General features: G+C 71.8%; 27 protein-coding genes and 2 pseudogenes. 11 read left to right on the top strand and 18 right to left on the bottom strand.

Going from position 1 to position 26947, the window contains the following annotated elements:
• From KM933_RS21225 to KM933_RS21245, 5 genes are all read right to left on the bottom strand, one after another.
• Positions 1–207 (bottom strand): hypothetical protein (locus KM933_RS21225; RefSeq protein ID WP_221354500.1); only part of this gene is annotated, 207 nt, incomplete at its 3' end.
• Between the two features lie 282 nt (positions 208–489).
• On the bottom strand, positions 490–2712 hold the full coding sequence (gene ligA / locus KM933_RS21230) for an NAD-dependent DNA ligase LigA (RefSeq protein ID WP_221354502.1): 2223 nt from the start codon (positions 2710–2712) through the stop codon (positions 490–492).
• 29 nt (positions 2713–2741) lie between these two features.
• The gene (locus KM933_RS21235) at positions 2742–3833 is read right to left on the bottom strand and encodes a methionine synthase (RefSeq protein WP_221354504.1); all 1092 of its coding nucleotides are present in this window, start codon (positions 3831–3833) and stop codon (positions 2742–2744) included.
• 129 nt (positions 3834–3962) lie between these two features.
• A complete protein-coding gene (locus tag KM933_RS21240) occupies positions 3963–4661 on the bottom strand; it encodes an SDR family oxidoreductase (RefSeq protein ID WP_221354506.1) in 699 nt (232 codons plus the stop codon).
• A gap of 7 nt (positions 4662–4668) precedes the next feature.
• Positions 4669–5208 carry an LOG family protein gene (locus KM933_RS21245; protein WP_221354508.1) on the bottom strand — a complete coding sequence of 180 codons (540 nt, stop codon included), beginning with the start codon at positions 5206–5208 and terminating at the stop codon, positions 4669–4671.
• 107 nt (positions 5209–5315) lie between these two features.
• Here KM933_RS21245 and KM933_RS21250 point away from each other — a divergent pair, with 107 nt between their 5' ends.
• Entirely contained in the window at positions 5316–5648 is a 333-nt protein-coding gene (locus tag KM933_RS21250) for a DUF427 domain-containing protein (protein ID WP_221354510.1), read from the top strand.
• A gap of 19 nt (positions 5649–5667) precedes the next feature.
• Here KM933_RS21250 and KM933_RS21255 read toward each other — a convergent pair whose 3' ends face one another.
• The 3 genes from KM933_RS21255 to KM933_RS21265 all read right to left on the bottom strand — a co-directional run bounded on the left by KM933_RS21255 (position 5668) and on the right by KM933_RS21265 (position 6805).
• Positions 5668–5940, bottom strand: a complete 273-nt coding sequence (locus tag KM933_RS21255) for a hypothetical protein (RefSeq protein WP_221354512.1) — start codon at positions 5938–5940, stop codon at positions 5668–5670.
• Positions 5937–6215: a hypothetical protein gene (locus KM933_RS21260; protein ID WP_221354514.1), complete on the bottom strand. Its 279-nt coding sequence runs from the start codon at positions 6213–6215 to the stop codon at positions 5937–5939. Before KM933_RS21260 ends, KM933_RS21255 begins: the two co-directional genes overlap by 4 nt.
• A gap of 110 nt (positions 6216–6325) precedes the next feature.
• A complete protein-coding gene (locus KM933_RS21265) occupies positions 6326–6805 on the bottom strand; it encodes an ATP-binding protein (RefSeq protein WP_308013490.1) in 480 nt (159 codons plus the stop codon).
• 246 nt (positions 6806–7051) lie between these two features.
• Between KM933_RS21265 and KM933_RS21270 the strand changes: the two genes are divergently transcribed.
• Both KM933_RS21270 and KM933_RS21275 read left to right on the top strand, forming a co-directional pair.
• Complete coding sequence (locus KM933_RS21270) at positions 7052–7900, top strand: helix-turn-helix domain-containing protein (RefSeq protein ID WP_221354516.1); 849 nt, start codon at positions 7052–7054, stop codon at positions 7898–7900.
• Positions 7901–7923: 23 nt separating this feature from the next.
• The gene (locus KM933_RS21275) at positions 7924–8118 is read left to right on the top strand and encodes a DUF397 domain-containing protein (RefSeq protein WP_430727350.1); all 195 of its coding nucleotides are present in this window, start codon (positions 7924–7926) and stop codon (positions 8116–8118) included.
• Here KM933_RS21275 and mnmA read toward each other — a convergent pair.
• Complete coding sequence (mnmA, locus tag KM933_RS21280) at positions 8102–9235, bottom strand: tRNA 2-thiouridine(34) synthase MnmA (RefSeq protein WP_221354520.1); 1134 nt, start codon at positions 9233–9235, stop codon at positions 8102–8104. The genes KM933_RS21275 and mnmA overlap by 17 nt on opposite strands.
• A gap of 60 nt (positions 9236–9295) precedes the next feature.
• On the opposite strand from mnmA, the gene KM933_RS21285 reads away from it, so the two are divergent.
• On the top strand, positions 9296–10141 hold the full coding sequence (locus KM933_RS21285) for an N-acetylmuramoyl-L-alanine amidase (protein WP_221354522.1): 846 nt from the start codon (positions 9296–9298) through the stop codon (positions 10139–10141).
• Positions 10142–10144: 3 nt separating this feature from the next.
• Here KM933_RS21285 and KM933_RS21290 read toward each other — a convergent pair whose 3' ends face one another.
• Entirely contained in the window at positions 10145–11005 is an 861-nt protein-coding gene (locus tag KM933_RS21290; RefSeq protein ID WP_221354524.1) for a TauD/TfdA family dioxygenase, read from the bottom strand.
• Between the two features lie 475 nt (positions 11006–11480).
• Between KM933_RS21290 and KM933_RS21295 the strand changes: the two genes are divergently transcribed.
• From KM933_RS21295 to KM933_RS21310, 4 genes are all read left to right on the top strand, one after another.
• A complete protein-coding gene (locus KM933_RS21295) occupies positions 11481–12854 on the top strand; it encodes a radical SAM protein (RefSeq protein ID WP_221354526.1) in 1374 nt (457 codons plus the stop codon).
• Positions 12855–12861: 7 nt separating this feature from the next.
• Complete coding sequence (locus KM933_RS21300; RefSeq protein WP_221354528.1) at positions 12862–14292, top strand: hypothetical protein; 1431 nt, start codon at positions 12862–12864, stop codon at positions 14290–14292.
• 135 nt (positions 14293–14427) lie between these two features.
• A complete protein-coding gene (locus KM933_RS21305; RefSeq protein ID WP_221354530.1) occupies positions 14428–15417 on the top strand; it encodes a TauD/TfdA family dioxygenase in 990 nt (329 codons plus the stop codon).
• A gap of 207 nt (positions 15418–15624) precedes the next feature.
• Positions 15625–16563: a phosphotransferase gene (locus KM933_RS21310; RefSeq protein WP_221354532.1), complete on the top strand. Its 939-nt coding sequence runs from the start codon at positions 15625–15627 to the stop codon at positions 16561–16563.
• A 33-nt stretch (positions 16564–16596) separates the two neighbouring features.
• Here KM933_RS21310 and KM933_RS21315 read toward each other — a convergent pair whose 3' ends face one another.
• Entirely contained in the window at positions 16597–17586 is a 990-nt protein-coding gene (locus tag KM933_RS21315) for a helix-turn-helix transcriptional regulator (protein WP_221354534.1), read from the bottom strand.
• 92 nt (positions 17587–17678) lie between these two features.
• Between KM933_RS21315 and KM933_RS21320 the strand changes: the two genes are divergently transcribed.
• The 3 genes and pseudogenes from KM933_RS21320 to KM933_RS40635 form a co-directional block, all read left to right on the top strand.
• Positions 17679–18077: a VOC family protein gene (locus tag KM933_RS21320; protein ID WP_221354536.1), complete on the top strand. Its 399-nt coding sequence runs from the start codon at positions 17679–17681 to the stop codon at positions 18075–18077.
• A gap of 50 nt (positions 18078–18127) precedes the next feature.
• Positions 18128–18307: pseudogene (locus KM933_RS40630) on the top strand (helix-turn-helix domain-containing protein); the annotation flags it as partial.
• Positions 18308–18505, top strand: a pseudogene (locus KM933_RS40635) (integrase core domain-containing protein); the annotation flags it as partial.
• 202 nt (positions 18506–18707) lie between these two features.
• Here KM933_RS40635 and KM933_RS21330 read toward each other — a convergent pair.
• The 7 genes from KM933_RS21330 to KM933_RS21360 form a co-directional block, all read right to left on the bottom strand.
• Positions 18708–19877: a cysteine desulfurase family protein gene (locus KM933_RS21330; protein WP_221354540.1), complete on the bottom strand. Its 1170-nt coding sequence runs from the start codon at positions 19875–19877 to the stop codon at positions 18708–18710.
• 241 nt (positions 19878–20118) lie between these two features.
• Complete coding sequence (locus tag KM933_RS21335) at positions 20119–20985, bottom strand: thioesterase family protein (RefSeq protein ID WP_221354542.1); 867 nt, start codon at positions 20983–20985, stop codon at positions 20119–20121.
• A 123-nt stretch (positions 20986–21108) separates the two neighbouring features.
• On the bottom strand, positions 21109–22467 hold the full coding sequence (gene gdhA / locus KM933_RS21340; RefSeq protein WP_221354544.1) for an NADP-specific glutamate dehydrogenase: 1359 nt from the start codon (positions 22465–22467) through the stop codon (positions 21109–21111).
• A 301-nt stretch (positions 22468–22768) separates the two neighbouring features.
• Complete coding sequence (locus tag KM933_RS21345; RefSeq protein ID WP_260333915.1) at positions 22769–23452, bottom strand: trimeric intracellular cation channel family protein; 684 nt, start codon at positions 23450–23452, stop codon at positions 22769–22771.
• Positions 23453–23522: 70 nt separating this feature from the next.
• Positions 23523–24791: an ABC transporter ATP-binding protein gene (locus KM933_RS21350; RefSeq protein WP_308013491.1), complete on the bottom strand. Its 1269-nt coding sequence runs from the start codon at positions 24789–24791 to the stop codon at positions 23523–23525.
• A 14-nt stretch (positions 24792–24805) separates the two neighbouring features.
• Complete coding sequence (locus KM933_RS21355) at positions 24806–25903, bottom strand: ABC transporter ATP-binding protein (RefSeq protein ID WP_221354547.1); 1098 nt, start codon at positions 25901–25903, stop codon at positions 24806–24808.
• Positions 25900–26898 (bottom strand): ABC transporter permease, encoded by a 999-nt coding sequence (locus KM933_RS21360; protein ID WP_221354549.1) that lies wholly within the window; start codon positions 26896–26898, stop codon positions 25900–25902. The genes KM933_RS21355 and KM933_RS21360 overlap by 4 nt, the downstream gene beginning before the upstream one ends.
• Between the last annotated feature and the right edge of the window lie 49 nt (positions 26899–26947).

The raw sequence follows: 26947 nt of genomic DNA on the forward strand, positions 1-26947 counted from the left end.
GGGGCGGCCGGGGCCGCGCCCGTCCGGCGCGGCGGGCGGTCCGGCGGTCCGCCCCGGTGCGCCGGGCCGGCCGGCGGACCGGGTGACCCCGAGGTTCGCCCCGAACTCCCGGCTCCGCTCCAGCAGGGGGTGCCCCCATCGCCGTACACCGGTCATCCAGCGCGGGCGCAGCCGGGAGTCCGGGGCGGCGCTCTCGGTCGGTTCCATTCCCGTCCCTCTCACAGCCGGCGGTGCCCACGCCACGCGGCCCGATGCCCGGCCGGAGGGCGCAGGAGGCCCCCTGATCCCTCAACGGCACCGCGTCCGAAAAACCCTCCCCCGGCTCCCGGGGAGCAGGGGGGCGCCCCGACCGCAGCTGGGCACGGCAGGCGCACCTCTCAACAGTAGGCCGCACAGGGCCTCCACGGGCAGCGGTCGTCCACGGTTGCCCGAATGCGGCCCGGGCACCCGTATGCATCTGGTATGCGCCGAACGGGTGGTCTTCAACCGCTACTCCTCGGCCGGAAGCGCGACATCGGCCGCCGCCTCCGGTCCTTGTTCGAGCAGAACGGCGAAACCGTCCTCGTTCAGAACCGGAACTTTCAGCTGCATCGCCTTGTCGTACTTCGATCCGGGGTTGTCACCCACAACAACGAAAGACGTCTTCTTCGAGACAGAACCGGCCACCTTCGCTCCCCGGCTCTGCAGCGCCTCTTTCGCCCCGTCACGCGTGTGACGTTCCAGGGTGCCCGTGACGACGACGGTGAGTCCCGCGAGCGGGCGGGGCCCCTCGTCCTCGCCGGAGCCCGCCTCCTCCATGCGGACGCCCGCGGCCCGCCACTTGCGGAGGATCTCCTGGTGCCAGTCCACCGTGAACCACTGCTTCAGCGAGGCGGCGATGGTGGGCCCGACGCCCTCGACGGCGGCGAGTTCCTCCTCCGTGGCCTGCTCCATCCGGTCGATCGAGCGGAACTCGCGGGCCAGCGCCTCGGCCGCGACCGGTCCCACGTGGCGGATGGACAGACCGGTGAGGATCCGGGCCAGCGGGCGCTCCTTGGCCGCCGCGATGTTGTCGAGCATCGCGAGGGTGTTCTTCTTCGGCGCGCCCTCCTGGTTGGCGAAGACCGTCGCGATCTTCTCCTCGCCGGTCTCCGGGTCCCGCTTGGGCAGTCCGCTGTCCGGGTCGAGGACGTACGCCCTGATGGGCAGCAGCTGTTCGACGGTGAGGTCGAAGAGGTCGCCCTCGTTGCGCAGGGGCGGCTCCGCCGGCTCCAGGGGCTTGGTCAGCGCGGCGGCGGCCACGTAACCGAAGTTCTCGATGTCCAGGCACTTGCGGCCGCCGAGGTAGAAGAGGCGCTCGCGCAACTGGGCCGGGCAGGTGGCGCTGTTCGGGCAGCGCAGGTCGATGTCCCCCTCCTTGGCGGGCGCCAGCGCCGTGCCGCACTCGGGGCACTCGGCGGGCATCACGAACTCCCGCTCGCTGCCGTCCCGCAGGTCGGCGACCGGTCCGAGGATCTCCGGGATGACGTCCCCGGCCTTGCGCAGCACCACCGTGTCGCCGATGAGGACGCCCTTGGCCTTGACCACGTCCTTGTTGTGCAGCGTCGCGAACTCGACCTCGGAGCCGGCCACCGTGACGGGCTCCACCTGCGCGAACGGGGTGACGCGGCCGGTGCGTCCCACGTTCACCGTGATGTCGATCAGTTTGGTGTTGACCTCCTCGGGCGCGTACTTCCAGGCGATCGCCCAGCGGGGGGCGCGGGAGGTCGAGCCGAGGCGGCCCTGGAGGGGGATCTCGTCGAGCTTGACGACGACGCCGTCGATCTCGTGCTCCACGGAGTGGCGGTTCTCCCCGTAGTACGCGATGAACTCCCGGACGCCGTCCATGCCGTCGACGACCTTGCCGTAGGAGGTCGTCGGCAGGCCCCACTCGCGCAGCAGCTCGTAGGCGTGCGAGAGACAGTCGATGTCGAAGCCCTCGCGCGCGCCGATGCCGTGCACGACCATGTGCAGCGGGCGGGTCGCCGTGACACGGGGGTCCTTCTGGCGCAGTGAGCCCGCCGCCGCGTTGCGCGGGTTGGCGAAGGGCTTGTCGCCGGCCTCCACCAGACGGGCGTTGAGCTCCTCGAACTTGCTCATCGGGAAGTAGACCTCGCCGCGGATCTCCACGAGGTCGGGGACGCGCTCGCCGCGCAGCCGGTCCGGGATCTCCGCGATCGTACGGACGTTGGGCGTGATGTCCTCGCCCGTGCGGCCGTCGCCGCGGGTCGCCGCGCGGGTGAGCCGCCCGTGCTCGTACGTGAGGTTGACCGCGAGCCCGTCGACCTTCAGCTCGCACAGGAAGTGGTACGCGGACGTGCCGACCTCCTTGGCGAGGCGGTCGGCCCAGGAGGACAACTCCTCGTCGTCGAAGGCGTTGTCCAGGGAGAGCATGCGCTCCCGGTGCTGGACGGCCGTGAACTCCGTGGCGTACGCCCCCGCGACCTTCTGGGTCGGCGAGTCCGGGGTGCGCAGCTCGGGGTACTCGTCCTCCAGCGCCTCCAGGGAGCGCAGGAGCTTGTCGAAGTCCGCGTCGCTGACGACCGGCGCGTCCTTCACGTAGTACCGGAAGCGGTGCTCCTCGATCTGCTCGGCGAGCTGCGCGTGCTTCTCCCGTGCCTCGCTCGGCGCGGGTCCCGCGGCCGCCGCCGCGGTGTCAGCCGAGGCGGTCTGTGCGTCCTTGTCGCCGGCCACCGTGTGGTCCTCCCGTTATGCTGCTCTGGCTACTCTGGGTTGTCCGCGAGGGACCTTGCCGCCCGGACGCAGTGGGCGAGCGCCTGGCGCGCGTACTCGGGAGAGGCGCCCGCGAGTCCGCACGACGGGGTGAGGGTGACCGCGTCCGCGAGAAGCCCCGGACTCAGCCCCAGCCTGCGCCACAGCGTCCTGACCCCCATGACGCTACCGGCAGGGTCCGACAACGGGCCGTCCGTACCCGCCACGACACCGGCGAAGAGCCGCGTCCCCGCTTCCACCGCCTCCCCGATCGTGTCGTCGTCACGCTCGGTGAGCAGCGCGAAGTCGAAGGAGACGGCCGCCGCCCCGGCCCGGCGCAGCAGCGCGAACGGCACGTCCGGGGCGCACGAGTGCACGACGACCGGACCGTCCTTCCGTACCCCGTCCCCGTCCTCGCCCCCGTCCTCGCCTCCGCTCTCGTCCCCGTCCCTCTGCGCGGCGCCCGCCTGCACGCCGATCACGTCCCGCAGGGCGGCCTCGACGACCTGCCGGTCCACGGCCCGGTGGGTGCGGTAGCCGCTGGCGGACCGCACGTGGCCGCGCAGGACCGCGGTGAGGGAGGGTTCGTCGAGCTGCAGGACGACCTGGGCGCCGGGGACGCGGCGGCGTACGTCGGCGAGGTGCTCGCGCAGCCCTTCGGCGAGCGACGCGGCGAGGTCGCGGCAGGCCCCGGCGTCCGAGAGGGCCACCTCCCCGTTGCGCAGCTCCAGCGCGGCGGCGAGCGTCCAGGGCCCCACCGCCTGCACCTTCAGCGGCCCTTCGTAGCCCTGGGTGAACTCCTCCAGGGCGTCGAGGTCCTCGCCGAGCCAGGACCTGGCGCGCCTGGTGTCGCGGCCCGGCCGGTCGCCCAGCCGCCAGCCGCTGGGCTCCACGCGCGCGTACAGCTCGGTCAGCATCCCGGCGGTCCGGCCGATCATGTCCGCGCCGGGGCCGCGGGCGGGCAGTTCCGCCAGGAACGGCATGCCGGTCTCCGGGCCCTCGAAGGTCCCGGTCACGGTCCTGGCGGCCTCCTGGGCGTCGCCGCCCGGCATCGACCCGACGCCGGTGGCGGGGCCGGGCCTGAACTCACTGTTTTCGCTCACCCCGGCAGCCTACGGAACGGGCGGGCCGGGGCCGCGCCCGGTCGGAGCCGGGACCGTGTCCGACCGGAGCCGCGGCCACGTCCGACCGGAGCCGCGGCCGCCCCGGTCCGCGGCCGGACGTGCCGCCGTTCAGCGTCCCGGACGCACCGTCAGGTCGTTGACCTCGGCGTCCCTGGGCAGGTCCAGCGCCATCACGATGGTCGTCGCGACGGACTCGGGGTCGATCCACTTCGTGGGGTCGTACTCCTTGCCCTCCTGCCGGTGGACCTTCTCCTGCATGGGGCTCGTGGTGCGGCCGGGGTAGACGGACGTGACGCGGACGCCGTTCGCGTGCTCCTCGTGGCGCAGCGAGTCGGCGAGGGCCTTCAGCCCGTGCTTGGACGCGGCGTACGCCGACCACTCGTGGCCGGCGTTGAGCCCGGAGCCGGAGTTGACGAAGACCACATGCCCCTGAGCGAGCCGGAGCTGGGGCAGGAAGTGCCGGGTCAGTTCGGCGGGCGAGATCAGGTTGACGTCGAGCTGGTGGCGCCAGGTCTTGGGGGTCAGGTCGCCGACCCGGCCGAGGTCGACCACGCCCGCGATGTGCAGGAGCGAGTCCACCCGGTCGGGCAGGGTCTGGTGGGAGAACGCCCAGGACAGGCGGTCCGGGTCCGCGAGGTCGCCGACGAGGGTCCGGGCCCCGGGGAACCCGGCGGCCAGTTCCTTGGCGCGGCCCGCGTCGCGCGCGTGCAGCACGAGGTCGTCCCCGCGCGCGTGGAGGCGGCGGGCGACGGCCGCGCCGATGCCGGAACCGGCCCCGGTGATCACATGAGTAGCCATGTCCGCCATGCTCGCATCACCGCGTGCCCAGGCTCTCCTCCAGGTAGGCCAGCGCCCCCACACCCTCCTCCGCGAAGAACACCAGGTCGGTGAGCGGCACGGGCAGGAAGCCCTCGGCCTCCATGCGCAGGAACTGCTCCTTCAGGCCGTCGTAGAACCCGGCGGTGTTGAGCAGGACGACCGGTTTGTCGGTGTGCCCGTGCTTCTTCAGCTCCAGGATCTCGGTCGCCTCGTCGAGCGTGCCCGTACCGCCGACCATGATGACGACGGCGTCCGCCTTCTCCAGGAGCAGCGCCTTGCGCTCGGCGAGGTCCCGGGCGACGACCATCTCGTCCGCGCCCTCGCGCGCGTTGGCGACGAGGAACCGGACGGAGACGCCCACCAGCCGTCCGCCCGCCTCCTTCACCCCGTCGGCGACGACCTTCATGAGCCCGACGTCGCTGCCGCCCCACACCAGCGTGTGCCCGCCCTTGCCGAGCAGTTCGGCGAACTCGCGGGCGGGCCGGGTGTAGCGCTCGTCGAGATCGGCGGCGGAGAGGAAGACGCAGATGTTCATGGACCCAAACTACGGGTCGCCCTCCGGGGAAGAACACGGCGGCGCCGGACGCTGTACGGGCCGAGAACGGCACCGCAGCCCCACGACCCCTACCAAGGAGTGGAACCGTGACCAAGGGCCACCGCATCACCGTCGAGCAGGGCACCGAGCACGTGCGCGTCGTACACGGAGGGCAGGTGCTCGCGGAGAGCACGCGCCCGCTGGTGCTGCGCGAGACGGGTCTGCCCGTGCGCTACTACCTCCCGCCGGAGGACGTACGCGTCGACCTCCTGACCCCGTCGGACACCTCGACCCACTGCCCGTTCAAGGGCGACGCGTCCTACTGGTCGCTCCCGGACGCCCCGGACCTCGTCTGGGCGTACCCGGACCCCAAGCCGGAGGTCGCGGAGATCAAGGACCACTTCTGCTTCTACGAGGTGGAGACCGTCAGCTCGCGCTGACACGGGTGACCCGGACCGGTCATGGCCGCACGTCGAGCGCTGCCTCATCCGATCGCCGCGGAGCGATGATCCTGTAGTGGTTGTCGAACGACAGGACCATCGGGTGCTGGAGCCACCAGGCCAGGCACGCGTTGACGGCGTCGGTCAGACCGATCGCCTGCCCCATGTACCGGCGTTGCACTTTCTCCGCTTCGCCGAGGAGTTGGGCGTCCACCACGGGGACGCGCGCGTAACCGGTGGCGGCGAGCAGGACGCTGGTGTCGGCCACCGCGAGCGTGGCGGGGACGGTCACGCGGCGTTTCCGCCCCGCAGGTACTCGTGTACGCGGCTCGCGAGATCGGGCGGTCCGTCGAAGAGGCCCCAGTCGTCGACGACGTCGCCCACGGTCCCTTCGGGGATGACCAGCTTTCCCGCCGCCCACTCGACTGCCAGCGCCTCGGGGGTGCGCCCGTCGAGGGCGGCGAGATCGCGGAGAATGCCGGCCATCGCGCCCGAGACCGTCACACGGGCCTGGATGGGCTGCGGTTCCGCGGACGGCAGTGCCGCGTCGTCTTCGGACGAGATCACCGGCTGCTCCTTCGCTGCAGGGGTGTGACGGCTCCATATGTCGGTGTCGACCGGAGTGGTCGACCTGAACGACACCGACAAGGGGAACGCCTCCGGACCGCCCCGACCCGTCAGACGGTCGGCGTGGGTGTCGGCACGGACAGTTCGAACCACATCGTCTTGCCACCCGGCCCGTACGGGCCCTCCCCCATGGCGCACCCGCCCCAGCGGTCGGCGACGGTGTCGAGGATGACCATGCCCCGCCCGCCGTCCGCGTGGGCGCTCACCGGCGGGGGCGGGGCCAGCGGAGGCAGGTCGGGGCTCATGTCCCACACGCTGACGCGCAGCACGGGGTGCAGCCACTGGAGCCGTACGGAGGCGGGGCCCTTGGTGTGCCGCACCGAGTTGGTCGCCAGCTCCGTGGTCAGCAGTTCGGCCCGGTCGGCCAGGTCGGCGAGGTGGTACGCGCCGAGAACCGCGCGGAGCGTGAGGCGGGCGATCGCGGGACTGCGGGGGTCACAGGGGAAGTGGAGTTCGTAGACCCAGGGAGCCGTGAACGGGAGGGGTTCGGGATACCGGCCGTCGGGCCGGATGCCCAGAGCTGAACTCACGCGGCACCTCCATTGGTGCGGGGCGCTCCGCGGAGCGCGTGGACGTGATGGGGCCGCCGCGGTGTGCCTGCCGGCGGGCATGCCGGTGCGCTTCCGCCGGCGCGGGGCCAGAACGGTGACCTGAGCCACACCATAGGCTCCGCCATTTAACACGTGCCATCAAAGCAACCTGAACGGGTTAAATATTGAGCGTGAGTGGACTCACCGGCCCGGCATCGACACACTGTGCGCGAGCAAGGAGGCCCATTGGCACCGAATACGCCCTCAATCCGGCAGCGCCGTCTCGGCCTGGAACTTCGGCGGCTGCGCGAGTCAGCGGGCATGTCGGCCCCGGCGGCGGCGAGTTCGCTGGGCACGGACCGGACGAACATCTCCAACATCGAGGCGGGCCGCTACGGCATCAGCGAGGAACGGCTCCGGAGACTGGCAAGCATCTACGAGTGCAACGACGAGGACCTGGTCGAGACCCTCGCCTCGATGACAGGTGGCCGCAGGGCGAGTTGGTGGGACGACTACCGGGGGAAGGTGCCGCCCGGTCTGCTCGACATCTCGGAGATCGAGCACCACGCGGTACGCCTGCGCACCGTTCAGACCTCGCACCTGCCCGGACTGTTCCAGACCGAGGATCACGCACGGGCCATGTTCGATCTCGTCGTGCCGAAGCCGCCCCGCCTGGAGATCGAGCTCTGCGTCGCCCACCGTCTCGCCCGGCAGTCGGTGATCACCGGTCCCGATCCGAAGCCGTACACCGGTGTCATCCACGAGTCGGCCCTGCGGATGCAGTTCGGCGGCAGGAAGGTGGCACGGGCCCAGCTTCAGCACTTGCTGGACGAGAACGAGCGCGACAACGTGACCTTGCTGGTCATCCCCTTCGCCAACGGCGGCTTCCCCATGGCGGGGGACTCCATCCTGTACGCGGTGGCGGCCAACCCCCATCTGGACACGGTGCACATGGACTCGCCTGCGGGCCCCTTGTTCTTCGACTCGCCGACCCAGTTGCAGAACTTCCGGGTGCGGCTGGACTTGGTCGAACAAGTGGCGTTGACTGCGAAGAAGTCGACCGACTTCATCCACGGAATCGCCAAGGAACTGTAAGAAGGGGGCACGTCTTGCCCGAGATGCACTGGCGCAAGTCGTCCTTCTCCGGCGACGGCGGCAACAACTGCGTCGAGGTGGCCGCCATCGGCCCCTCCGCCGTCGCCCTGCGCGAGAGCGACCATCCGGCCGACGTGCTCACAGCGGACCGGGCCGCGTTGCACGCGCTCGTGCGGAGTCTCGCGCGGCGTCCGGGGGGCGTCAGACCGACGCCGTGACCCGCTCCGTCGTCTCGATCGTCGCCGAGCCCACCACCCGCGTGCCGTCGTACAGGACGATCGCCTGGCCGGGGGCCACCCCGCGGACCGGCTCCGTGAAGGTGACCTCCAGGGTGCCGTCCACCAGCTCCGCGCGGACCTCCGTCTCGCCGCCGTGGGCGCGGAGCTGGGCCGTGTACGTGCCGGGGGCGGTCGGGGCCGCGCCGCACCAGCGGGGCCGGATCGCCGTCAGCGCGGTGACGTCCAGGGCCGCCGCCGGGCCCACCGTCACCGTGTTGTCCACCGGGGAGATGTCCAGGACGTAGCGCGGCTTGCCGTCGGGCGCGGGCGTGCCGATGCGCAGGCCCTTGCGCTGGCCGATCGTGAAGCCGTACGCCCCCTCGTGGCTGCCGACGACCGCGCCGGACTCGTCGACGATGTCGCCCTCCGCCTTGCCCAGCCGCTTCGACAGGAAGCCCTGGGTGTCGCCGTCGGCGATGAAGCAGATGTCGTGCGAGTCGGGCTTCTTGGCGACGGCCAGGCCCCGGCGCTCGGCCTCCGCGCGGATCTCGTCCTTCGTCGTCACCGTGTCGCCCAGGGGGAACAGCGCGTGGGCGAGCTGGCGGTCGTCCAGGACGCCGAGGACGTACGACTGGTCCTTGGCCATGTCGGAGGCGCGGTGCAGCTCGCGCGTGCCGTCCTCGTTCACCAGCACCTTGGCGTAGTGGCCCGTGCAGACCGCGTCGAAGCCGAGGGCGAGGGCCTTGTCCAGCAGGGCCGCGAACTTGATCTTCTCGTTGCAGCGCAGGCAGGGGTTCGGGGTGCGGCCGGCCTCGTACTCCGCCACGAAGTCGTCGACGACGTCCTCGCGGAAGCGCTCGGCGAGGTCCCACACGTAGAACGGGATGCCGATGACGTCCGCGGCCCGGCGGGCGTCGCGCGAGTCCTCGATGGTGCAACAGCCCCGCGCGCCCGTACGGAACGACTGCGGGTTCGCCGAGAGGGCGAGGTGCACACCGGTCACGTCGTGCCCGGCCTCCGCGGCACGGGCGGCGGCGACGGCGGAGTCCACGCCGCCGGACATGGCGGCCAGGACCCTGAGGGGGCGGGGGCGGGGGCGCTGCGAGGTCTCAGTCATAACCCTTCCAGGGTACGGGTCCCCGGGAACCGGAGCCCGCGAGTATCCGTTGAAGATCGTATGACGGAGACGACGAACGACCCGGACCGGCGCGACGGCGGTGACGGCGGCGACGACGGGGTCTCCGGCACGCACCGTGACGGCGCCCCCGGCACACGAGGCGGCTCCGGCACGCGCCGCGGAGGCGGCTCCGGTACGCACGGTGGTGACTCCGACCGGCGCGTCGGGCGCCGCGCGCTGCTCCTCGGCGGTGCCGCGGCCGCCGTCGGCACCGCCGTGCTGGCCCGGGACGAGCTGGGGCGCCTGTGGTGGCGCGCGCCGGGCGTGAGCAAGCCGCGCAAGGAGGGCGAGGTCGACTTCGGGGGCGCGCGCTGGGTGGCGGCGTCCTCGGCGAACTGGCGGCGGGCGGACCGGCCCGACGACTTCGGCATAGACCGTGTGATCATCCATGTCACCCAGGGCAGCTACAGGAGCGCCGTCAAGGTCTTCCAGGACCCCGGCCACGGCGCCGCCACGCACTACATCGTCCGCCAGGACGGCCGCATCACGCAGATGATCCGCGAGCTGGACGTGGCCTTCCACGCGGGCAACCGCGACTTCAACGAGCGCAGCGTCGGCATCGAGCACGAGGGCTTCGTGGACCGGCCCGAGGACTTCACGGACGCGATGTACGGGGCGTCGGCCCGCCTGACAGCCCGGATCTGTGCCCGGTACGGCCTTCCCGTCGACCGGGACCACATCATCGGCCACGTCGAGGTCCCGGGGACCGACCACACCGATCCCGGCCCCCACTGGGACTGGGACCGGTACATACCCCTGGTGCGCAGGGCCGCGGAGCAGGAGGCCGACCGGTCGGCCGATCCGTCCGCCGATCCGTCCGCCGGCCCGTCCGCACGCAGCGCGTAGGCGCTACGCGTCCGCGGTCCGGGTGCGCACCTTGACGCGCATGAGGTGCCGGCCCACGCCCGACGGACCGACGTCGGTGCGGCCGTGCAGCAGGCGCCGGTTGTCCAGCAGCAGGAGTTCGCCCGCGCGCAGCAGGAAGACCGTGGGCAGCCGCGGTGCCTCCAGCGCGCGCTCGAACGCGCCGAGCGCGTCGACGTGTTCGGCGTCCAGGGCGTGTCCGGCCGACCGCACGCCCGCGGTGACCCGCACGGGGCAGTACCGCACGGTGACGTCCTCGCCGGACACCGTGAGGATCGGGTGGGTGGTGACCGACGACCCGTCGCCGCCGGGCTCACCGGGCTCACCGGGCTCACGGGGGACCGCGAACGGATAGCGCGGGGCCTGGAGCGCGCGCAGCCGGCCGTCGTCGGCGATCTCCGCGGCGACGTCCGCCGCGCTCACCAGAACGGTCCGTCCGTCGCCCGCGGGACTCGGGCGGACGCACAGCAGCCCGAGGTAGGCGTGCGGCTCCGCCTGCAGGGGGGAGTCGGTGTGGAACGGGTCCGGGTCGCGGTAGGGCCGGGCCTCGCTGTCGACCACGTCGTGCACGAGGGTGTCCGGGACGGGGCCGTTGCAGCTCGGGTCGACCCTGCCGAGGGCGGTGGCGGCGACGGCCAGCGCGGTGGCGTCGGGCGGGAAGTTCTCGACGACCACGGCCAGCGACGTACGCAGCGCGGTGACGGCCTCGTCCAGCAGCCGGTGCAGTTCGGGGATTTCCCCGCGGGCGCGGCGAAGGGCCGCCTGCTGGGCCTGCTCGGTCATCAGCTCTTCCGGCTGCCGCGTCGAGCTGAAATCGGCCAGTGCGGCGGCGGCCGAATCGGTCATGACGAGTCGTGGTGGCCATACCATGCCGGATATTGAAGCAGAATTCCCGGCCGTCGCGAATCGGCCGTCGCGGATCATCCTCGCGGATCGTCCATCGCGAATCGGCCGTCGCGGATCGGCCGTCGCGTCACCAATTCCGCGCCGGTGCCACTTGCGTAACGTGAGGCGCAGCTTTTCCTGTCCGTCCGCCCCGCAGCGCAAGGAATCCGCCATCCTGCCGCCCCTTCACATGCGGCATTGACCGTCCGATGGGGCTCTTCTAGCCTGGTCGGGCGGTGCCCGGAACCGATCATTTCCCGCGCCTCTCCCGACGGCCGTGTGCTGTCCGGACCGGCGCGCACCCTGCCACTCGGCGCAGTTGATACGGAGTGTCGCACATATGGGGACCAGCACGGTGCATTTGTATGACCGAAACGAGGCGCTCCACAGCCTTTCCGCGATCGATTCCGCATATCCGGCGCCCAGGGTGTTCCCGGTGCTCGCCGACGAGCGAAACGACGAACTCCTCGGATATCTGCAGGCCGAGGCATTCACCCATGTTTTCACGGGAGACGTGGAGAGCGACCCGCAGCATTTCTTCCGCGACCTGGACCGCGGGCTCCGCGAGGCGCCGTCCTTCCATCTGTGGGTGGACATCCCGCTGTGCCGGTACCGCTGCCATTTCTGCCAGTTCCCGACCCTCGTGACGAGCAGCCGGACCGACACGGCCGACGCGACCGCGCGCCGGTGGGTGGACGCGAACATCCGGGAGGCCCGCTCCTGGGTGGCGGCGGTCCCGGCGCTGCGCACCACTCCGGTCGGCGAGTTCTGTCTGTTCGGCGGGACACCGAGCGTGCTGCCCGCCGGTGAGATCGAGCGGCTGGTGGACTTCTACCGGGAGACGTTCGCCATCGACGAGCGGACCTCGATGCGGGCGGAGGGGAGCCCGGACTCCCTCACCGAGGAGATCCTGTCGACCCTGCGCGGAGCGGGCTTCACCGCGCTCTCCTACGGCATCCAGTCCCTGGACGACCGGCTGCTGGCGGTGGCCAACCGCCGGCACACCGGGGACCAGGCGCTGCAGGTCCGCGCGGCCGCGGAACGGCTGGGCTTCACCCGGGTCGACGGCGATCTCGTCTGGGGCCTGCCCGGCCAGACGGTCGCCGGTTTCCTGGACGACGTCGACCGCCTGATCGAGGCCCGGTTCAGCACCGTCGTCGCGATCAAGCTGCATCTGCGGTCCTTCCACGACGTCGAGTCGGCCATCGGGCACGTGTCCCCGGCCCCGTGGGAGGACCCGCGCGTACGCGAGCAGCTGGAGCGGCGCGGGTTCGCGTGGCCGTCGCTGGGACAGCAGATGCAGATGCGGGAGGGGGCCGTCGACCGGCTCGGCGCCGCCGGCTACTACGAGCACCCCACCACCTACTTCCCACGGCGTGACGTGGGGCCGGAGCTGTGGCGCTCCCTCAACCTCGACCAGGACAAGCAGGTCCCCCAGGTGGGTATCGGGCTGGGCGCCTACAGCTGGTGCGGGGACGCGGAGGCGAACGCGGTGGCCGCTCCGGCGCGCTATCTCAGCCTGGTCGAGCAGGGCGGGGTTCCGCTGGAGAACGTCACCACGGTCAGCCCGGACCACCGGGAGGTGCGGGCGGTGCAGATGGCGCTGTCCACCTGCCGGCCACTGCTGGAGGACGTCCACCGCTCCCGGTTCCCCGGCAGCTCTCTGCTGTCCGGCCGGTGGGGCGCGATGTTCGACTCGCTCGCCGAACGCGGGCTGGTGCGGATAGACCGGAGGGCCGGCAGCGTCGCCCTCACCGAAGCCGGAGCCACCCTGGTGGAGGCCGTCATGAACACCCAGCTGGGCCGGTGACGTCCAGGTGCGCATAGGACTGGTGTGCGGGGACGGGGTGCCGGCCAGCGGCCTGCTGACGATCTTCCGCAACGTGGTCGGCCTCGGCGTCGACCTGAAGCTGCTCGACACGCCCGTCCCCGCCGACCTGGGCTACTCGTGGCGACCCGACAAACCGGCCTTCTTCCCGTACGGACCGGCCGAGCAGGAGTCGTCCGGGCTGTGGGAGCCGGCTCCGCAGGTCCCTCCCGTCTTCGGCACTCGCGACCGCGCGGCCGCCGAGTGGACCTCCGTCCGGACGTCGGTCGCGGACGCCGCGGCGCTGGATCCCGCCGGGCGCGCCCACCTGCACGAGCGCATCGACCGCCTGGCCGCCCCCTACCGCGTCCACTTCGCGGACTGGATGCGCCGGAACCGGATCGACTGGACCGTCGCGGTCAACATGACGCTCTCGGACGCGGTGCCCGTCACCAAGGCCCTGCACGCCGCGGGGCGCGAGCGCCACCGCGAGCGCCGGGCCGGCGGTGTGCTCTTCTGGGACCACGACCTCTTCGGCAGTTGCGCGGTGTACGAGGAGGGCACGCGCATGTACCCGGAGCGGCCCAACGAGTTCACCCCGCTCCCGCGGACCGGCCCGGGTGTGCGGTGGGCGGTGGTGTCCGAGGCGCTCGCGGAGGAGGCCGCGGGCTATCCGGTACCGGAGCGGCCGCGCGTGGTGCCCAACATCCTGCCCCGGGTGCCCATCGGGCCGCTGGAGCCGCGGCACCGGCAGTTCCTCGACGGCCTGGGGCTCGATCCGCGGCGGCCGATCCTGCTCGACCCGGTGCGGGTCTTCCGGGTCAAGGGCGTGGAGCTCGCCCTCGAACTGCTGGCGGCGGCCCGGTCGGCCGCCGTCCGTCGCGGGCTGCCCGCCCCGTACCTGCTCGTGTTCGGCAGCCTGGCGGAGGACCCCTCCTACGCGGACGAGGTGCTGAGCACCGCACGGCGCCTCGATCTGCTCCCCGACGTGCGTTTCCTCGACGGTGTCCCGGTGTGCAGCACCCGGGACGGCGCCGGCCGCTGGCGGCTGGACGAGGTCGATCTCCTGCGCATCGCCTCGGTGAGCGGCGGCGGGGTCGTCTTCACCCCGAACACCGGCGACGTCGAGACGGTCGGACTGGGACCGGCGCTGGCCGCCGTCGCCGAGCTGCCGTGCGCGAGTACGGGGTACGACGCCTTCGCCCCGACGTACGGCGGGGAGTTCTCCGTCGTCCCGGTGGAGCCCGGCCCCGCCGGGATGGAGCGGGCGGGGGACGAGCTGATGACGGCCGTGCGGGCGAACCGCGCCGGGGAGCGCGGCATGGCCGACGTGCTGCGGCGCAACCGGCAGATCGTGGAACACCGGTTCCCGACCGGCCCCTGGACCGAGCAGCTGACCGAGCTGGCCGAGCTGACCGAACCGACCGGGGGCGGCGGATAGGCGAGCGCGCCGCACCGCACCGCACCGGTCCTGCCCGGCCCGACCCGGCCGGGAAGGACCGGCACGGGCCAGCATCAGGCCGGTACGGGCCGGTACGGGACCGGAGACGGACCGAGACGGCAGAAGGGGTAGCACATGCGTGGATCCGCCTCAGTGCCCGGCATCCGGGAGATCACGCTCACCGAGCGGGAGGTACGCCCCGCGGACGACCTCGTCCGCCGGTTCGTGGGCGAGTACGGCAGCGCGGACGAAATCGGCCTGCTGACGCGGCTCGCCGGGCACCGGGACGTCCTCCCCGTACGGCTGACGGACGCGCTGGCCGGTGTGCGGCGCCGGCTGGGCAGCCCGGTCACGGTGGTGCGCAGGCCCCCTCCGGAGGAGGACGTCGGTCCGACGCCGTCGCACTGGCGGCTGCGCGGACGCGCCGCCACGGCCGCCCACGACCTCTGGCTGGCGCTGGTGGCGATGCAGGCCGGCGATCCGGTCTGCTGGCAGACGCTCCAGGACGGCAGGCTGTTCAACGACGTGCTGCCGATCAGGGGCGAGGAACACGCGCAGACCGGCCACGGCAGCCTGCACCACCTCGACTTCCACGTCGAGGACGCCTTCGACGACCACCGCTGCGACGTGCTGGCCCTGCTCTGCCTGCGCAATCCGGACCTGGTCGCGACGACCGTCGCCGACGTCGGCGCGCTCGCCGGGATCGGCGCGGACGACGACGAGCTGCTCCGCCGGCCGCGCTTCGGCATCCTCCCCGACCCCGAGCACCTCAGGACGAGCCGGTCCGCGGACCCGTCCCCCGTGTGGCGTCCCGTCCTCTCCGGCGGTTCGCAGCCGTACCTGAGGGTCGACCCGGCGTACACCACGACCGCGCCGGGGGACGACGCGTCCGCGCAGGCGTTCTCCCGGCTGTGCCGCCGGCTGGAGGCGGCGCTCGTGCGCGTCCGGCTGGGCCCCGGCGACCTGGTGGTCATCGACAACCACCGGGCGGTGCACGGCCGGGACCCGTTCGCACCCCGGTACGACGGCACCGACCGCTGGCTGCGCAAGCTCACCCTCACCTTCGACCTCCAGCGCTCCAGCGGCCGTCGACGGGACGGGAGCCGCGCCCTCGCCCTGTCGTGACGGCCGCGGCGGGAGCGGCCCGGCGGAAGGAGGACGGCGGAAGGAGGGCGGCGGGAGGAGGGCGGCGGGAGCGGCCACAGCGTGTCCCTCCCCCGCGCCCGGGCCGCGAGGCCGAAGATCACCCCAGGACAGGGGTGGGGCGCCGGGAGCGCCTTCCCGTGTACGACCGAGAGTGACCGTGTACGACCGAGAGCAGGAGCCGCAGCGATGTCCGACGAGACGGCCGCACCCGACCTCCCGTCCCTCTTCTCCCTGGTGGAGAACCGCCTCGGCAGCCGTCCCACGACAGAGTTGTGGCGCTGGTCGCATCTGTCCACGGTGCTCGCCCTGGAACTGGCCGACCGGCGCCGGGTGGTGGTCAAGATCCGTCCGTTCGCCGAGCGGCTGACCGGCTGCTGCCGGGTCCACCGGCTGATGTGGCGGGCGGGGCTGCCCTGCGCGGAACCGCTGGGCGAGCAGATCCTGGTCGGCGACCGGGTCGTGACGATCGAAGCGCTGATGGACGACGGCGGGACGATCGAGCCCGCTCCCCGTTCCTCGGCCCGTTCGGCCGCCGGGCTGGCCCGGTTCGTGTCGCTCGCCCCCGCCGTGGAGGGGATCGGCACGCTGGACCCGCCTCCGCCGTGGGTGTGGTGGAACCACGACCAGGGCAGGCTCTGGCCGCTCCCCGACGACCGTCCGGAGGACCTCAACGAGCACCCGGGGCCGGACTGGCTGGACGACGCGGCGACCCGGGTGCGGAAGCGGCTGGCCGGGCACGACCTCGGCGTTCCCGTCGTCGGGCACTGCGACTGGGAGGCGCAGAACGTGATGTGGCGGGGCGACGACCTGTACGCCGTGCACGACTGGGACAGTGTCGTGGCACAGCCGGAGATCGTCGTCGCCGGCGCGGCCGCCGCGGTGCACGCCGTCCTGGGCGGCAGCCCCGGTGAAACGGCGATCCCGGACACGGCCCGGTTCATCGATGCCTACCCGGCGGCCAGGGGGCTGTCCTGGACCGCCGCCGACCGCGAGGCGGCGTGGGCGGCCGGTGCCTGGGTGCACTGCTTCAACGCCAAGAAGGCGGCACTGCGCCCCGACGGCGGTCCCGTGGTCGCGGGGCTGGCCGGCGGGATCGAGGAGCGGTTGCGCCGCGCGGGTACCTAGCTGTGCCGTCTCATGACATTGGTTCTTCGCCTGTCAGGCTTGGCGGGCATAGGACGTGAAGCGATCGGCGAGCGCGATGACGAGGGCGCGGAGTTCATCGGGGTGCTCGATGACGAACGGCCGGTCGAGTGAGGCGAGTACCGGAGGCAACCAGTCGAGCCGCTCCGCCCGTAGCTCGACGCGCAGCCAGTGCTCGGCCGCCGGGTCCTGGCCGGCCGCGGGCTCGAGCTCCTCCAGGCTCGCGACGCTGGCGGGGAGGTGGGCGCGGATCTGCTCAACTGTCCCGTGGATCCGCAAGGTGACCTGATGCCTGTACTCGGCCGTGGCGAATCCTGACAACACGCGTTGTGCCGGACCGGGACCCACGGGCGCTTCGAATGAGCCGGGCAGGGTCCTCGCGGCTGCGATGCGATCGAGCCGGAAGGTTCGGTCCTCGCCGACCTGGGCGTCCTTGCCCGTCACGTACCACCGGCCCGCATGGGCGACGATCCCGTACGCGTGCAGGGTGCGTTCGCTGCGCCGTCCGTCGCGGTCGGTGTAGCGGATCGAGACCGGTCGGCGGTGGCGCACCGCATCGGCGATGGTGAGCAGGAGCCCGGCGTCCGGGTGGTCCAACCCGCCGGGCTGATCCGTGAAGGCGAGAGCTTCCAGGAGTGTGTCGAGCCGGCGGGCGATGTGCTTGGGCAGCACCCGCCGGATCTTCGCTGACGCCGTCTCGTTTGCCGTGCGCTCCGTCGTCGTCAGCTCTGCCCGGCGGCCGGCGACCAGGCCGAGCAGCACGGCCAGCGCCTCGTCGTCGCTGAGCATGAGCGGAGGCAAGCGGTACCCGGGAGCCAGCCGGTACCCGCCGTAGCGGCCGCGCACCGACTCCACGGGCACGTCCAGGTCGATCAGTTGGTCCACATACCGCCGCACAGTGCGCCCTTCGACGCCGAGACGGTCGGCGAGCTCGGCCACAGTCCGGGTGCCGCCCGACTGCAGTAGCTCCAGGAGTCTCAGCACGCGGCCGGTGGGTCGTGACATGTTCGCAGCCTAACGCGAATACAGGACCGATTCTGTCCACTATTTCTCCTAGCCTGAGACTGCACGCCTCCAGCACAGCCAAGGAGATACCCATGGACTTCGTCTCGATCCGCATCATCACCAGCGACGTCGCACGCCTCGTCGAGTTCTACGAGCGAGCTACAGGGATGCAGGCGATACGGGCCACCGAGGACTTCGCCGAACTCAAGACCGCGGGCGCAACCCTCGCGATCGCCGGCACCCGCACCGTCCCGCTGTTCGCCCCGGGCTCCGCCCGCCCGGCGGACAACCACAGCGTGATCATCGAGTTCCTCGTCGACGACGTGGACCGCGTTCACCAGAACCTGACCGGCTTCGTCACCGACTTCGTTAACGAGCCCACCACTATGCCCTGGGGCAACCGGTCGCTGTTGTTCCGCGACCCCGACGGCAACCTCGTCAACTTCTTCACCCCCGTCACCCCGGAGGCCATCGAAAAGTTCGCACGCTGACGCCACGCACAGCCGCTCACGCGGGAGCCCCGAAATCTCGGGGGCTCCCGGTGAACGCGGCCGCCGAGTCCAGGAGCACCACCAGCAGGAGACATCGGAACGCACCGCTAACCCCTGAAGGACGTCTGCGCTTGTGCCTGCGGGTCGATGCCGGACGTCCGATCGCACATGTCGCTGCGGAAGCAGGGATCTCCCGCCGCTGCCTGGCCAAGTGGTACGCCCGCTGGAAGCACAAGCGCACCAGGCCGTACACGCCACGGACAAACGGGAAGGTGAAGAGGTTCAACGGGACGCCGGCCCGCGAGTGGGCCCACGTGCGCGCCTACACCTCCGAGCAGGAACGCAGGGCCGCGCTCGCGAACTTCCTCAACTACTACAACCACGAGCGCCCGCACTCCGGGCTCGGAGGCCGGCCACCCATCAGCCGGACCTCCGGCAGCGACTACCGCATCGTGTTCGACCAGCCGCCGAAGCCACTCGACACGATCCCGCAGCAGCTCACCTTCGAGGACGCCGTGGAACCAACGTCCTGAGACACCGCACCTAGCGGTCGTCCGGCGGGTGCCCGCCGGTCGTCCCCGGCCGAAGCCACACGGAGCGGACGGGGGCGGTCGCGGACGGGGGCGGTCGCTAGCTGAGCCCCGCCGTCCGCGCCCGTTCCACCGCCGGGCCGATCGCCCTCCCGACCGCCTCCACGTCCGCCTCCGTCGACGTGTGGCCGAGGGAGAAGCGCAGGGTGCCGCGGGCCAGGTCGGGGTCGGTGCCGGTGGCGAGGAGGACGTGGCTGGGCTGGGCCACGCCCGCCGTGCACGCCGAGCCGGTGGAGCACTCGATGCCCTGGGCGTCGAGCAGCAGGAGCAGCGAGTCGCCCTCGCAGCCGGGGAACGTGAAGTGGGCGTTCGCCGGCAGGCGGCCCCCGTCCGACGGGTCGCCGCCGAGGATCGCGTCGGGTACGGCCTTGCGCACCACGTCGACCAGGTCGTCGCGCAGCCGGCCGATCTCGTGGGCGAACCACTCGCGCCGTCCGGCGGCGGTGCGGCCCGCCGCGGCGAACGCGGCGACGGCGGGCACGTCCAGCGTGCCGGAGCGCACATGGCGCTCCTGGCCGCCGCCGTGCAGGACGGGCACGGGGCTGTACTCGCGGCCGAGCAGCAGTGCCCCGATGCCGTACGGGCCGCCGATCTTGTGGCCCGAGACGGTCATCGCGGCGAGTCCCGAGGCGGCGAAGTCGACGGGGAGCTGGCCGAATGCCTGGACGGCGTCGGCGTGCAGCGGAACGCCGAACTCGTTCGCCACGTCGGCGAGTTCGTGCACCGGCATGACCGTGCCGATCTCGTTGTTCGCCCACATGACGGTCGCGAGGGCGACGTCGTCGGGGTTGCGGGCCAGGGCCTCGCGCAGGGCCTCGGGGTGGACGCGGCCGTACCGGTCGACCGGGAGGTACTCGACGGTGGCGCCCTCGTGCTCGCCGAGCCAGTCGACGGCGTCGAGGACGGCGTGGTGTTCGACGGGGCTGGCCAGGACCCGGGTGCGGGCCGGGTCGGCGTCGCGGCGGGACCAGTACAGGCCCTTCACGGCGAGGTTGTCGGCCTCCGTGCCGCCGGAGGTGAGGACCACCTCGCTGGGGCGGGCGCCCAGGGCGTCCGCCAGGGCCTCCCGGGACTCCTCGACCGTCCGGCGGGCGCGACGGCCGGCGGCGTGCAGGGAGGAGGCGTTGCCGGTGACGGTGAACTGGGCGGTCATCGCCTCGACCGCCTCCGGGAGCATGGGGGTGGTCGCGGCGTGGTCGAGGTATGCCATGGTAGGCCCGATTCTAGGGCCCACCCTCCCGGAGGTCGGCCCCCGCTCCCCCGGAGGTCGGCCGCGCGGTTTCCACGCCTCCGGAGGCAGGGGTGCGGTGGCGTGTCCGGTGCGGGGCGCCTGTGGCTGGTCCCCCAGTTCCCCGCGCCCCTGAAAGGCGGATCGGGCTGCGGGGTGTATCGGGTGCGGGTCGGTGGGAGCCGAGCGCGCAGTTCCCCGCGCCCCCTCCCCCCGAAAGGGCTCAGCCCAGGCGGGCGCGGGCCAGTTGGCGGGACTGGGCCACCAGGCGGTCCGCGCTGTCCCAGACCTCGGCGTCCTCCTCCAGGAAGCCGCCGGCCAGGTTGCGGGTCGTGACGGCGACCCGGAGCGGGCCCGGCGCCGGACGGGCGCGCACGTGCACGGTCAGCTCGACCGTGGGCACCCAGCCCGACAGGCCCAGCTCGAACGCGGTCGGCGGCAGCGCGTCCACCGCCAGGAGCAGCGAGAGCGGGTCCGCGTCCCGGCCGTCGGCCAGGCCGAACCACGCCCGCATCTCCCCCTTGCCGGACGGCGACCCGAGGGCCCAGCCCAGCGTGGCGGGGTCCATCTTGAGCATCAGCCGCCCGGTGATGGCCGAACTGCCGGGAACGGGGGTGGAGGCGGGACCGTCCGACGCCCCGAAGCACTGGTCGACGGGTGGGATCGCGGGCGGCTTCGCGGTCGTACGGACGTCGTCGGGCAGGCCGTCGAGGTCGCCGTACGAGGCGAGCACGCGGATCCGCTCCACCTCGCGGCCCTCCTCGTCGTACTGGAACAGGGACGCCTGGCCGGTGGAGAGCGTGCGGCCGGTGCGCACGGCGTCGGTGCGCACCACCGCCGGGCCCGGGTGGGAGGCCGTCAGGTAGTGCGCACTGATCGTGAACGGGTCGGGGTGCGGCAGGGCGTCCGCCAGCGCGCGGCCCAGGACGGCGAGGAGGTAGCCGCCGTTGACTGCGTTGATGATCGTCCACCCGGCGGACAGGTCGATGTCGTAGACACCGGGCTCGCGCCGGGTCACCGCGGTGTCGCGGTCGAACTCGCTGTCGCCGATCCTGGCCCGCACCGCGCGCAGGGAAGCTGCTTCTGCCATGCCCGAACGGTACAACAAGTTACTACTAAGCAGTAGCTTTTGCTGTTTCGATCACATGAACCCTCCGGCCCACACGAACCCTCCGGTCCACATCAGCCCTCGGGCTCACACGAACCCTCCGGCTCAGATGACGCCCTGCGCCGACATCGCGTCCGCCACCCGCTCGAAGCCCGCGATGTTCGCACCCGTCACGTAGTCGCCGGGAGCGCCGTAGCGCTCGGCGGTCTCGTGGCAGGTGGTGTGGATGTCGTTCATGATGCGCGTCAGCTCCTCCTCGACCCGTGCCGCCGACCACGACGTACGGGCGTGGTTCTGGGCCATCTCCAGGGCGCTGACCGCGACGCCGCCGGCGTTGGCCGCCTTGCCGGGCCCGAACGCGACGCCCGCCTGCTGGAACAGGTGCACCGCCTCGGGGGTCGTCGGCATGTTGGCACCCTCCGCGACCGCCTTCACGCCGTTGCGGATCAGGGCGGCGGCGTCGTCGGCGTCCAGTTCGTTCTGCGTGGCCGACGGCAGCGCGAGGTCGGCCGGGACCTCCCAGACCCGCCCGCCCGGCACGAAGCGGGCCGAGGCGCCGCGCCGCTCGGCGTACAGGTCCACCCGGCCGCGCTCGACCTCCTTGACCTGCTTGAGGAGGCCGAGGTCGATGCCCTTCTCGTCGACCACGTAACCGGAGGAGTCCGAGCAGGTCACAGCATTGGCACCCAGGGCGGCCAGCTTCTCGATGGTGTGGATGGCGACGTTGCCGGAGCCGGAGACGACCGCCGTCCGGCCCTCCAGGTCCTCGCCGCGCTCGCGCAGCATCGCCGCCGCGAACAGGACGCTGCCGTACCCGGTGGCCTCGGGGCGGATCAGCGAGCCGCCCCAGCCCGCGCCCTTGCCGGTGAGGACGCCGGCCTCCCAGCGGTTGGTGATGCGCCGGTACTGGCCGAACAGGTAGCCGATCTCCCGGCCGCCCACGCCGATGTCACCGGCGGGCACGTCCGTGTGCTCGCCGATGTGCCGGTACAGCTCCGTCATGAACGACTGGCAGAACCGCATGACCTCCGCGTCGCTGCGCCCGTGCGGGTCGAAGTCGCTGCCGCCCTTGCCGCCGCCGATGCCGAGACCGGTGAGCGCGTTCTTGAAGATCTGCTCGAAGCCCAGGAACTTGACGACGCCGAGGTTCACCGAGGGGTGGAAGCGCAGACCGCCCTTGTAGGGGCCGAGCGCGCTGTTGAACTCCACCCGGAAGCCGCGGTTGACGTGGACGCGGCCCCGGTCGTCCTGCCACGGCACCCGGAAGACGATCTGCCGCTCCGGCTCGCAGAGCCGCTCGACCAGTCCGGGTTCGGCGTACTCGGGCCGGGCCGCGAGGACCGGCGCCAGCGTCTCCAGGACCTCGTGGACGGCCTGGAGGAACTCCGGCTGGGCGGGATTGCGGTGCTCGATCTCGGCGAGCAGCCGCGCGAGCATGGTCTTCGTATCGGATCGCGTGGTCACGGGAACCCTTTCTGGCACACGGGCACGGCTGACACCGGGGGCCGACACGAGGGAAGGCTCCGCTCCGGTACGGTCCGGCGGGCGCTCGGCGCCGTTGCCGCGCGCAGGACACACAGGTGTCGGGACACAAGGTGCCAGGACGCACAGGTGCCAGGACACACAGGTGTTACGCGCATGTAAACACACTGACCAGCGTGCCGGTCCAGGAGGGACCACTATGCGAGACCGGGGTCCTGTACGCCACCCCTAACCACGGCACCACCCCTAACCACGGCACCTGTGCTCACCGCGGCGCCTGTGCTCACTCGGGTACCTCCACCGCCGTCGAGCGGCGGTGCCAGGCCCGGGGCGCGCGCCAGTGGTACCGCATCGCCAGCAGCCGCAGCACGAAGGCGGTGACGACCGCGAGCGTCGACGTGAGGGGCGTCAGCGCGTCGTGGCGGATGCACAGGGCGACCATCGTGGCGCCGACCATGGCGGGCACGGCGTACAGGTCGCGGTCCCAGCGCAGCAGCGACGGCACCTCGTTGGCGAGGACGTCCCGCAGCACCCCGCCGCCGACGGCCGTCGCGAGGCCCAGGGTCGCGGAGGCGGTCAGGCCCAGTCCGTACTCGTGCGCCTTCGTCGTGCCGGAGACGCAGAAGAGGCCGAGGCCGGCCGCGTCGAAGACGTTCACGCCGAGCTGGATCCGCTCCACCTCCGGGTGGAGGAAGAACACGAGCAGCGTGGCGAGGAGCGGGGTGAGGAAGTACCCGAGGTCGGTGAAGGCCGCGGGCGGCACGGCCCCGATGAGCAGGTCCCGCAGGAGTCCGCCGCCCAGCGCGGTGACCTCCGCGAGGACGGCCATGCCGAAGACGTCGAAGTTCTTGCGGACGGCCAGCAGCGCGCCGGAGATCGCGAAGACGAAGATGCCGACGAGTTCGAGCGTGTGCTGGACGGTGGGGGTGAAGAGTTGCTGGAGCACCTCCGTATTCTCACCCAGCATTCCCACCCAGCACCGAGCCCCCGCCTTGCGATGCAAGGCGGGGGCTCGGTGCTGCTTGCTTCTCCGCTGCCTACTTCTCCTCGGCGGGAGTCTCCTTGACGGGAGTCTCCACGGCAGGAGCCTCCACGGTCGGGGTCTCCTTCACAGGGGTCTCCTTGGCGAGGGTCTCCTTGGCCGGGGTCTGCCCCACCTCGGCGGCGACCGCGGCCGAGGTGGCCGCGGACTCCGCGAGGACCTCGTCGGCCACCAGCTCCGCCGCCTGCTTCGCGGCGGTCAGCAGCACGGTGTCCTGCGGGGCCTGGTCCTCGAAGTTCTCCGGGTGGTGGCAGGCGACCTGCTGGCCGGGCTTCAGCTCCAGGAGCGGCGGCTCGGTGGTCGTGCAGATCTGCGTGGCCTTCCAGCACCGCGTGTGGAAGCGGCAGCCGCTCGGCGGCGAGATCGGCGAGGGCACGTCGCCCTGGAGCAGGATGCGCTCGCTCTTGGCCGACTTGCGCCGCGGGTCCGGGATCGGCACGGCCGACATGAGCGCCTTGGTGTACGGGTGCATCGGCGCCTTGTACAGCGAGTCGCGGTCCGCCAGCTCGACGATCTTGCCGAGGTACATCACGGCGATGCGGTCCGAGACGTGGCGTACGACGGACAGGTCGTGCGCGATGATCACGTACGTGAGGCCGAGTTCCTGCTGGAGGTCGTCCAGCAGGTTCACCACCTGCGCCTGGATCGACACGTCGAGCGCGGAGACCGGCTCGTCCGCCACGACCAGCTTCGGGTTGAGCGCGAGCGCGCGGGCGATGCCGATGCGCTGGCGCTGGCCGCCGGAGAACTCGTGCGGGTAGCGGTTGTAGTGCTCGGGGTTGAGACCGACCACCGACAGCAGCCGCTGGACCTCCTTCTTGACGCCGCCCTCGGGGGTGACGCCCTGGAGCTTGAAGGGGGCGCTGACGATCGTGCCGATGGTGTGGCGCGGGTTCAGCGACGAGTAGGGGTCCTGGAAGATCATCTGGACGTCGCGGCGCATCGGGCGCATCGCGCCCACGCCGAGGTGCGTGATGTCCTTGCCCTCGAACTCCACGGTGCCCGCGGTCGGTTCGAGCAGCCGCGTGATCAGCCGGCCCATCGTCGACTTGCCGCAGCCGGACTCGCCCACGACTCCCAGGGTCTCACCGGACCTGACCTCGAAGTCGAGGCCGTCGACCGCCCGCACCGCGCCGACCTGCCGCTGGAGCAGGCCCTTGCGGATCGGGAAGTGCTTCTGCAGCCCGGTCACCTTCAGGAGCGTCTCGCCGGGCGCGGCGTCCTTGGTGAGGGTCGCGCCGCCACTCTGCGCGGAAGGGGTCACTGCTTTGTCCTCGCTCACAGCTTGGGCGCAATCTCTTCGGTCCAGATCCGCTCCCGCTGCTCCTGCGTCATGTGGCAGGCGGCCCAGTGCTGGCTGCCCACGACGGACAGCTCGGGGCGGACCGTGCGGGTGACGTTGTCCTTGGGGACGTCCGCGTACGCGCAGCGCGGGTTGAAGGCGCAGCCCGACGGGAGGTTGATCAGCGAGGGCGGGGAGCCCTTGACCGGGATCAGGCGCTCGGTCTGGTCGCGGTCGAGCCGCGGCATGGAACCCAGCAGACCCCAGGTGTAGGGGTGCTTGGGCTCGTAGAAGACCTTCTCGGCCGGGCCCCGCTCGATGCAGCGGCCGCCGTACATCACCAGGATGTCGTCGGACAGCTCGGCGACGACGCCCAGGTCGTGGGTGATGACGATGACCGCGGAGCCGAACTCCTTCTGCAGGTCGCGGATGAGGTCGAGGATCTGCGCCTGGACGGTCACGTCCAGGGCGGTCGTCGGCTCGTCCGCGATCAGCAGCTCGGGGTTGTTGACCAGCGACATCGCGATCATCGCGCGCTGGCGCATACCGCCCGAGAACTCGTGCGGGTAGCTGTCGACGCGCTTGTCGGGCTGCGGGATGCCGACCCGGTCGAGCATCTCGACGGCCCGCCTGCGGGCCGTCTTCTTGTCGACCTTGTGGTGGATCCGGTACGCCTCCACGATCTGCTGGCCGATCGTGTAGTACGGGTGCAGCGCGGACAGCGGGTCCTGGAAGATCATCGCCATCTCGCGGCCCCGCAGCTTGCGCACGTAGTCGGGGTCGGCGGAGAGCAGTTCGGTGCCGTCCAGCCAGATCTCGCCGGAGATCTGGGCCTTGCGCTTGCCGTACTGGCCGGCCGTGTGCAGGCCCATGATGCCGAGCGAGGTCACCGACTTGCCCGAACCCGACTCGCCCACGATGCCGAGGGTCTTGCCCTTCTCCAGGGAGAAGGTGAGTCCGTCGACGGACTTGACCAGTCCGTCGTCGGTCGGGAAGTGCACCTTGAGGTCGCGGACTTCGAGGAAGGCGGAGGGGGCGGGCGAGTCCTTGACGGGCTCGCCGACCGCGGCTCCGCTCTTGCTGAGTTCGGTCATGAGAGCCTCACTCGGGGGTCGATCACGGCGTACAGCAGGTCCACCAGCAGGTTCGCGACGATCACCGCGAGCGAGGTGATCAGCGTGACGCCCAGGATGATGGGCAGGTCCTTGTCGCTGATCGCCTTGAGGACGGCCTGGCCGAGGCCGGGAAGGCTGAAGGTGGTCTCGGTGAGGATCGCGCCACCGATCAGCGCGCCGAGGTCCATGCCGAGCATGGTGAGGATCGGCGTCATGGTGGAACGCATGGCGTGCTTGCCGATGACGACGGGTTCCGTCAGGCCCTTGGCACGGGCCGTACGGATGTAGTCCTCGCCCAGGACCTCCAGCATGGTGGCCCTGGTGATGCGGGCGTACATGGCCGCGTAGAGGAAGGCCAGCGTGACCCAGGGCAGGATCATGCCGCCGAACCAGCCGCTGAAGCTCTCCTCCAGGGGCACGTACTGGCCGTCGATCCAGCCCAGTCCGTAGCTGAAGATCGCCAGCGACAGCAGACCGGTGAAGTAGATGGGGAGCGAGACGCCGCCGAGGGCGACGATCATCGCGCCACGGTCCCAGAGGGATCCGCGCTTGAGCGCGGAGAGCACACCCGCCGCGACACCGAAGAGCAGCCACAGGACGGCGGCACCGAGCGCGAGGGCCAGGGTCACCGGGAAGCGGTCGGTGAGCACCGGCCAGATGGCCTGCTCGCTGCGGAAGGAGTAGCCGAAGCAGGGGGCCGCGCACTCCGTGACGTCGCCGCCACCCGAGTACGTACGGCCCACGAACAGGCCCCTGAAGAACTCCCAGACCTGGGCGAAGATCGGGTCTGCCAGACCGAGCTTCTGCCGCACGGCCTCGATGGCCGCAGGGTCCGCCTGCTTGCCGACGAACATCGTGGCCGGGTCCACGCCCGCCCAGCGGGGGACGAGGAAGAAGATGCCGAAGACCACCAGAATGATGACCACCAGCATCACTGCGGCGGCAAAGAGCCGCCTGATGAGGTATGCGAGCACTGCTCTCGGCCCGGCGGCGGGGCCGCGGGCCACCGGAGGTCGTCCGATG

The organism is Streptomyces beigongshangae (assembly GCF_019710745.1).
GTDB classification, from domain to species: Bacteria; Actinomycetota; Actinomycetes; order Streptomycetales; family Streptomycetaceae; genus Streptomyces; species Streptomyces beigongshangae.

Coding starts and splice junctions, on each gene's coding strand:
- KM933_RS21315 (WP_221354534.1), bottom strand. CDS start 17,586: ATGTCACGACCCACCGGCCGCGTGCTGAGACTCCTGGAGCTACTGCAG.
- KM933_RS21275 (WP_430727350.1), top strand. CDS start 7,924: ATGCACTGGCGCAAGTCGTCCTTCTCCGGCGACGGCGGCAACAACTGC.
- KM933_RS21345 (WP_260333915.1), bottom strand. CDS start 23,452: ATGCTGGGTGAGAATACGGAGGTGCTCCAGCAACTCTTCACCCCCACC.
- KM933_RS21330 (WP_221354540.1), bottom strand. CDS start 19,877: ATGGCATACCTCGACCACGCCGCGACCACCCCCATGCTCCCGGAGGCG.
- mnmA (WP_221354520.1), bottom strand. CDS start 9,235: ATGACTGAGACCTCGCAGCGCCCCCGCCCCCGCCCCCTCAGGGTCCTG.
- KM933_RS21285 (WP_221354522.1), top strand. CDS start 9,296: ATGACGGAGACGACGAACGACCCGGACCGGCGCGACGGCGGTGACGGC.
- KM933_RS21320 (WP_221354536.1), top strand. CDS start 17,679: ATGGACTTCGTCTCGATCCGCATCATCACCAGCGACGTCGCACGCCTC.
- KM933_RS21335 (WP_221354542.1), bottom strand. CDS start 20,985: ATGGCAGAAGCAGCTTCCCTGCGCGCGGTGCGGGCCAGGATCGGCGAC.
- KM933_RS21245 (WP_221354508.1), bottom strand. CDS start 5,208: ATGAACATCTGCGTCTTCCTCTCCGCCGCCGATCTCGACGAGCGCTAC.
- KM933_RS21355 (WP_221354547.1), bottom strand. CDS start 25,903: ATGACCGAACTCAGCAAGAGCGGAGCCGCGGTCGGCGAGCCCGTCAAG.
- KM933_RS21240 (WP_221354506.1), bottom strand. CDS start 4,661: ATGGCGGACATGGCTACTCATGTGATCACCGGGGCCGGTTCCGGCATC.
- KM933_RS21305 (WP_221354530.1), top strand. CDS start 14,428: ATGCGTGGATCCGCCTCAGTGCCCGGCATCCGGGAGATCACGCTCACC.
- KM933_RS21290 (WP_221354524.1), bottom strand. CDS start 11,005: ATGACCGATTCGGCCGCCGCCGCACTGGCCGATTTCAGCTCGACGCGG.
- KM933_RS21310 (WP_221354532.1), top strand. CDS start 15,625: ATGTCCGACGAGACGGCCGCACCCGACCTCCCGTCCCTCTTCTCCCTG.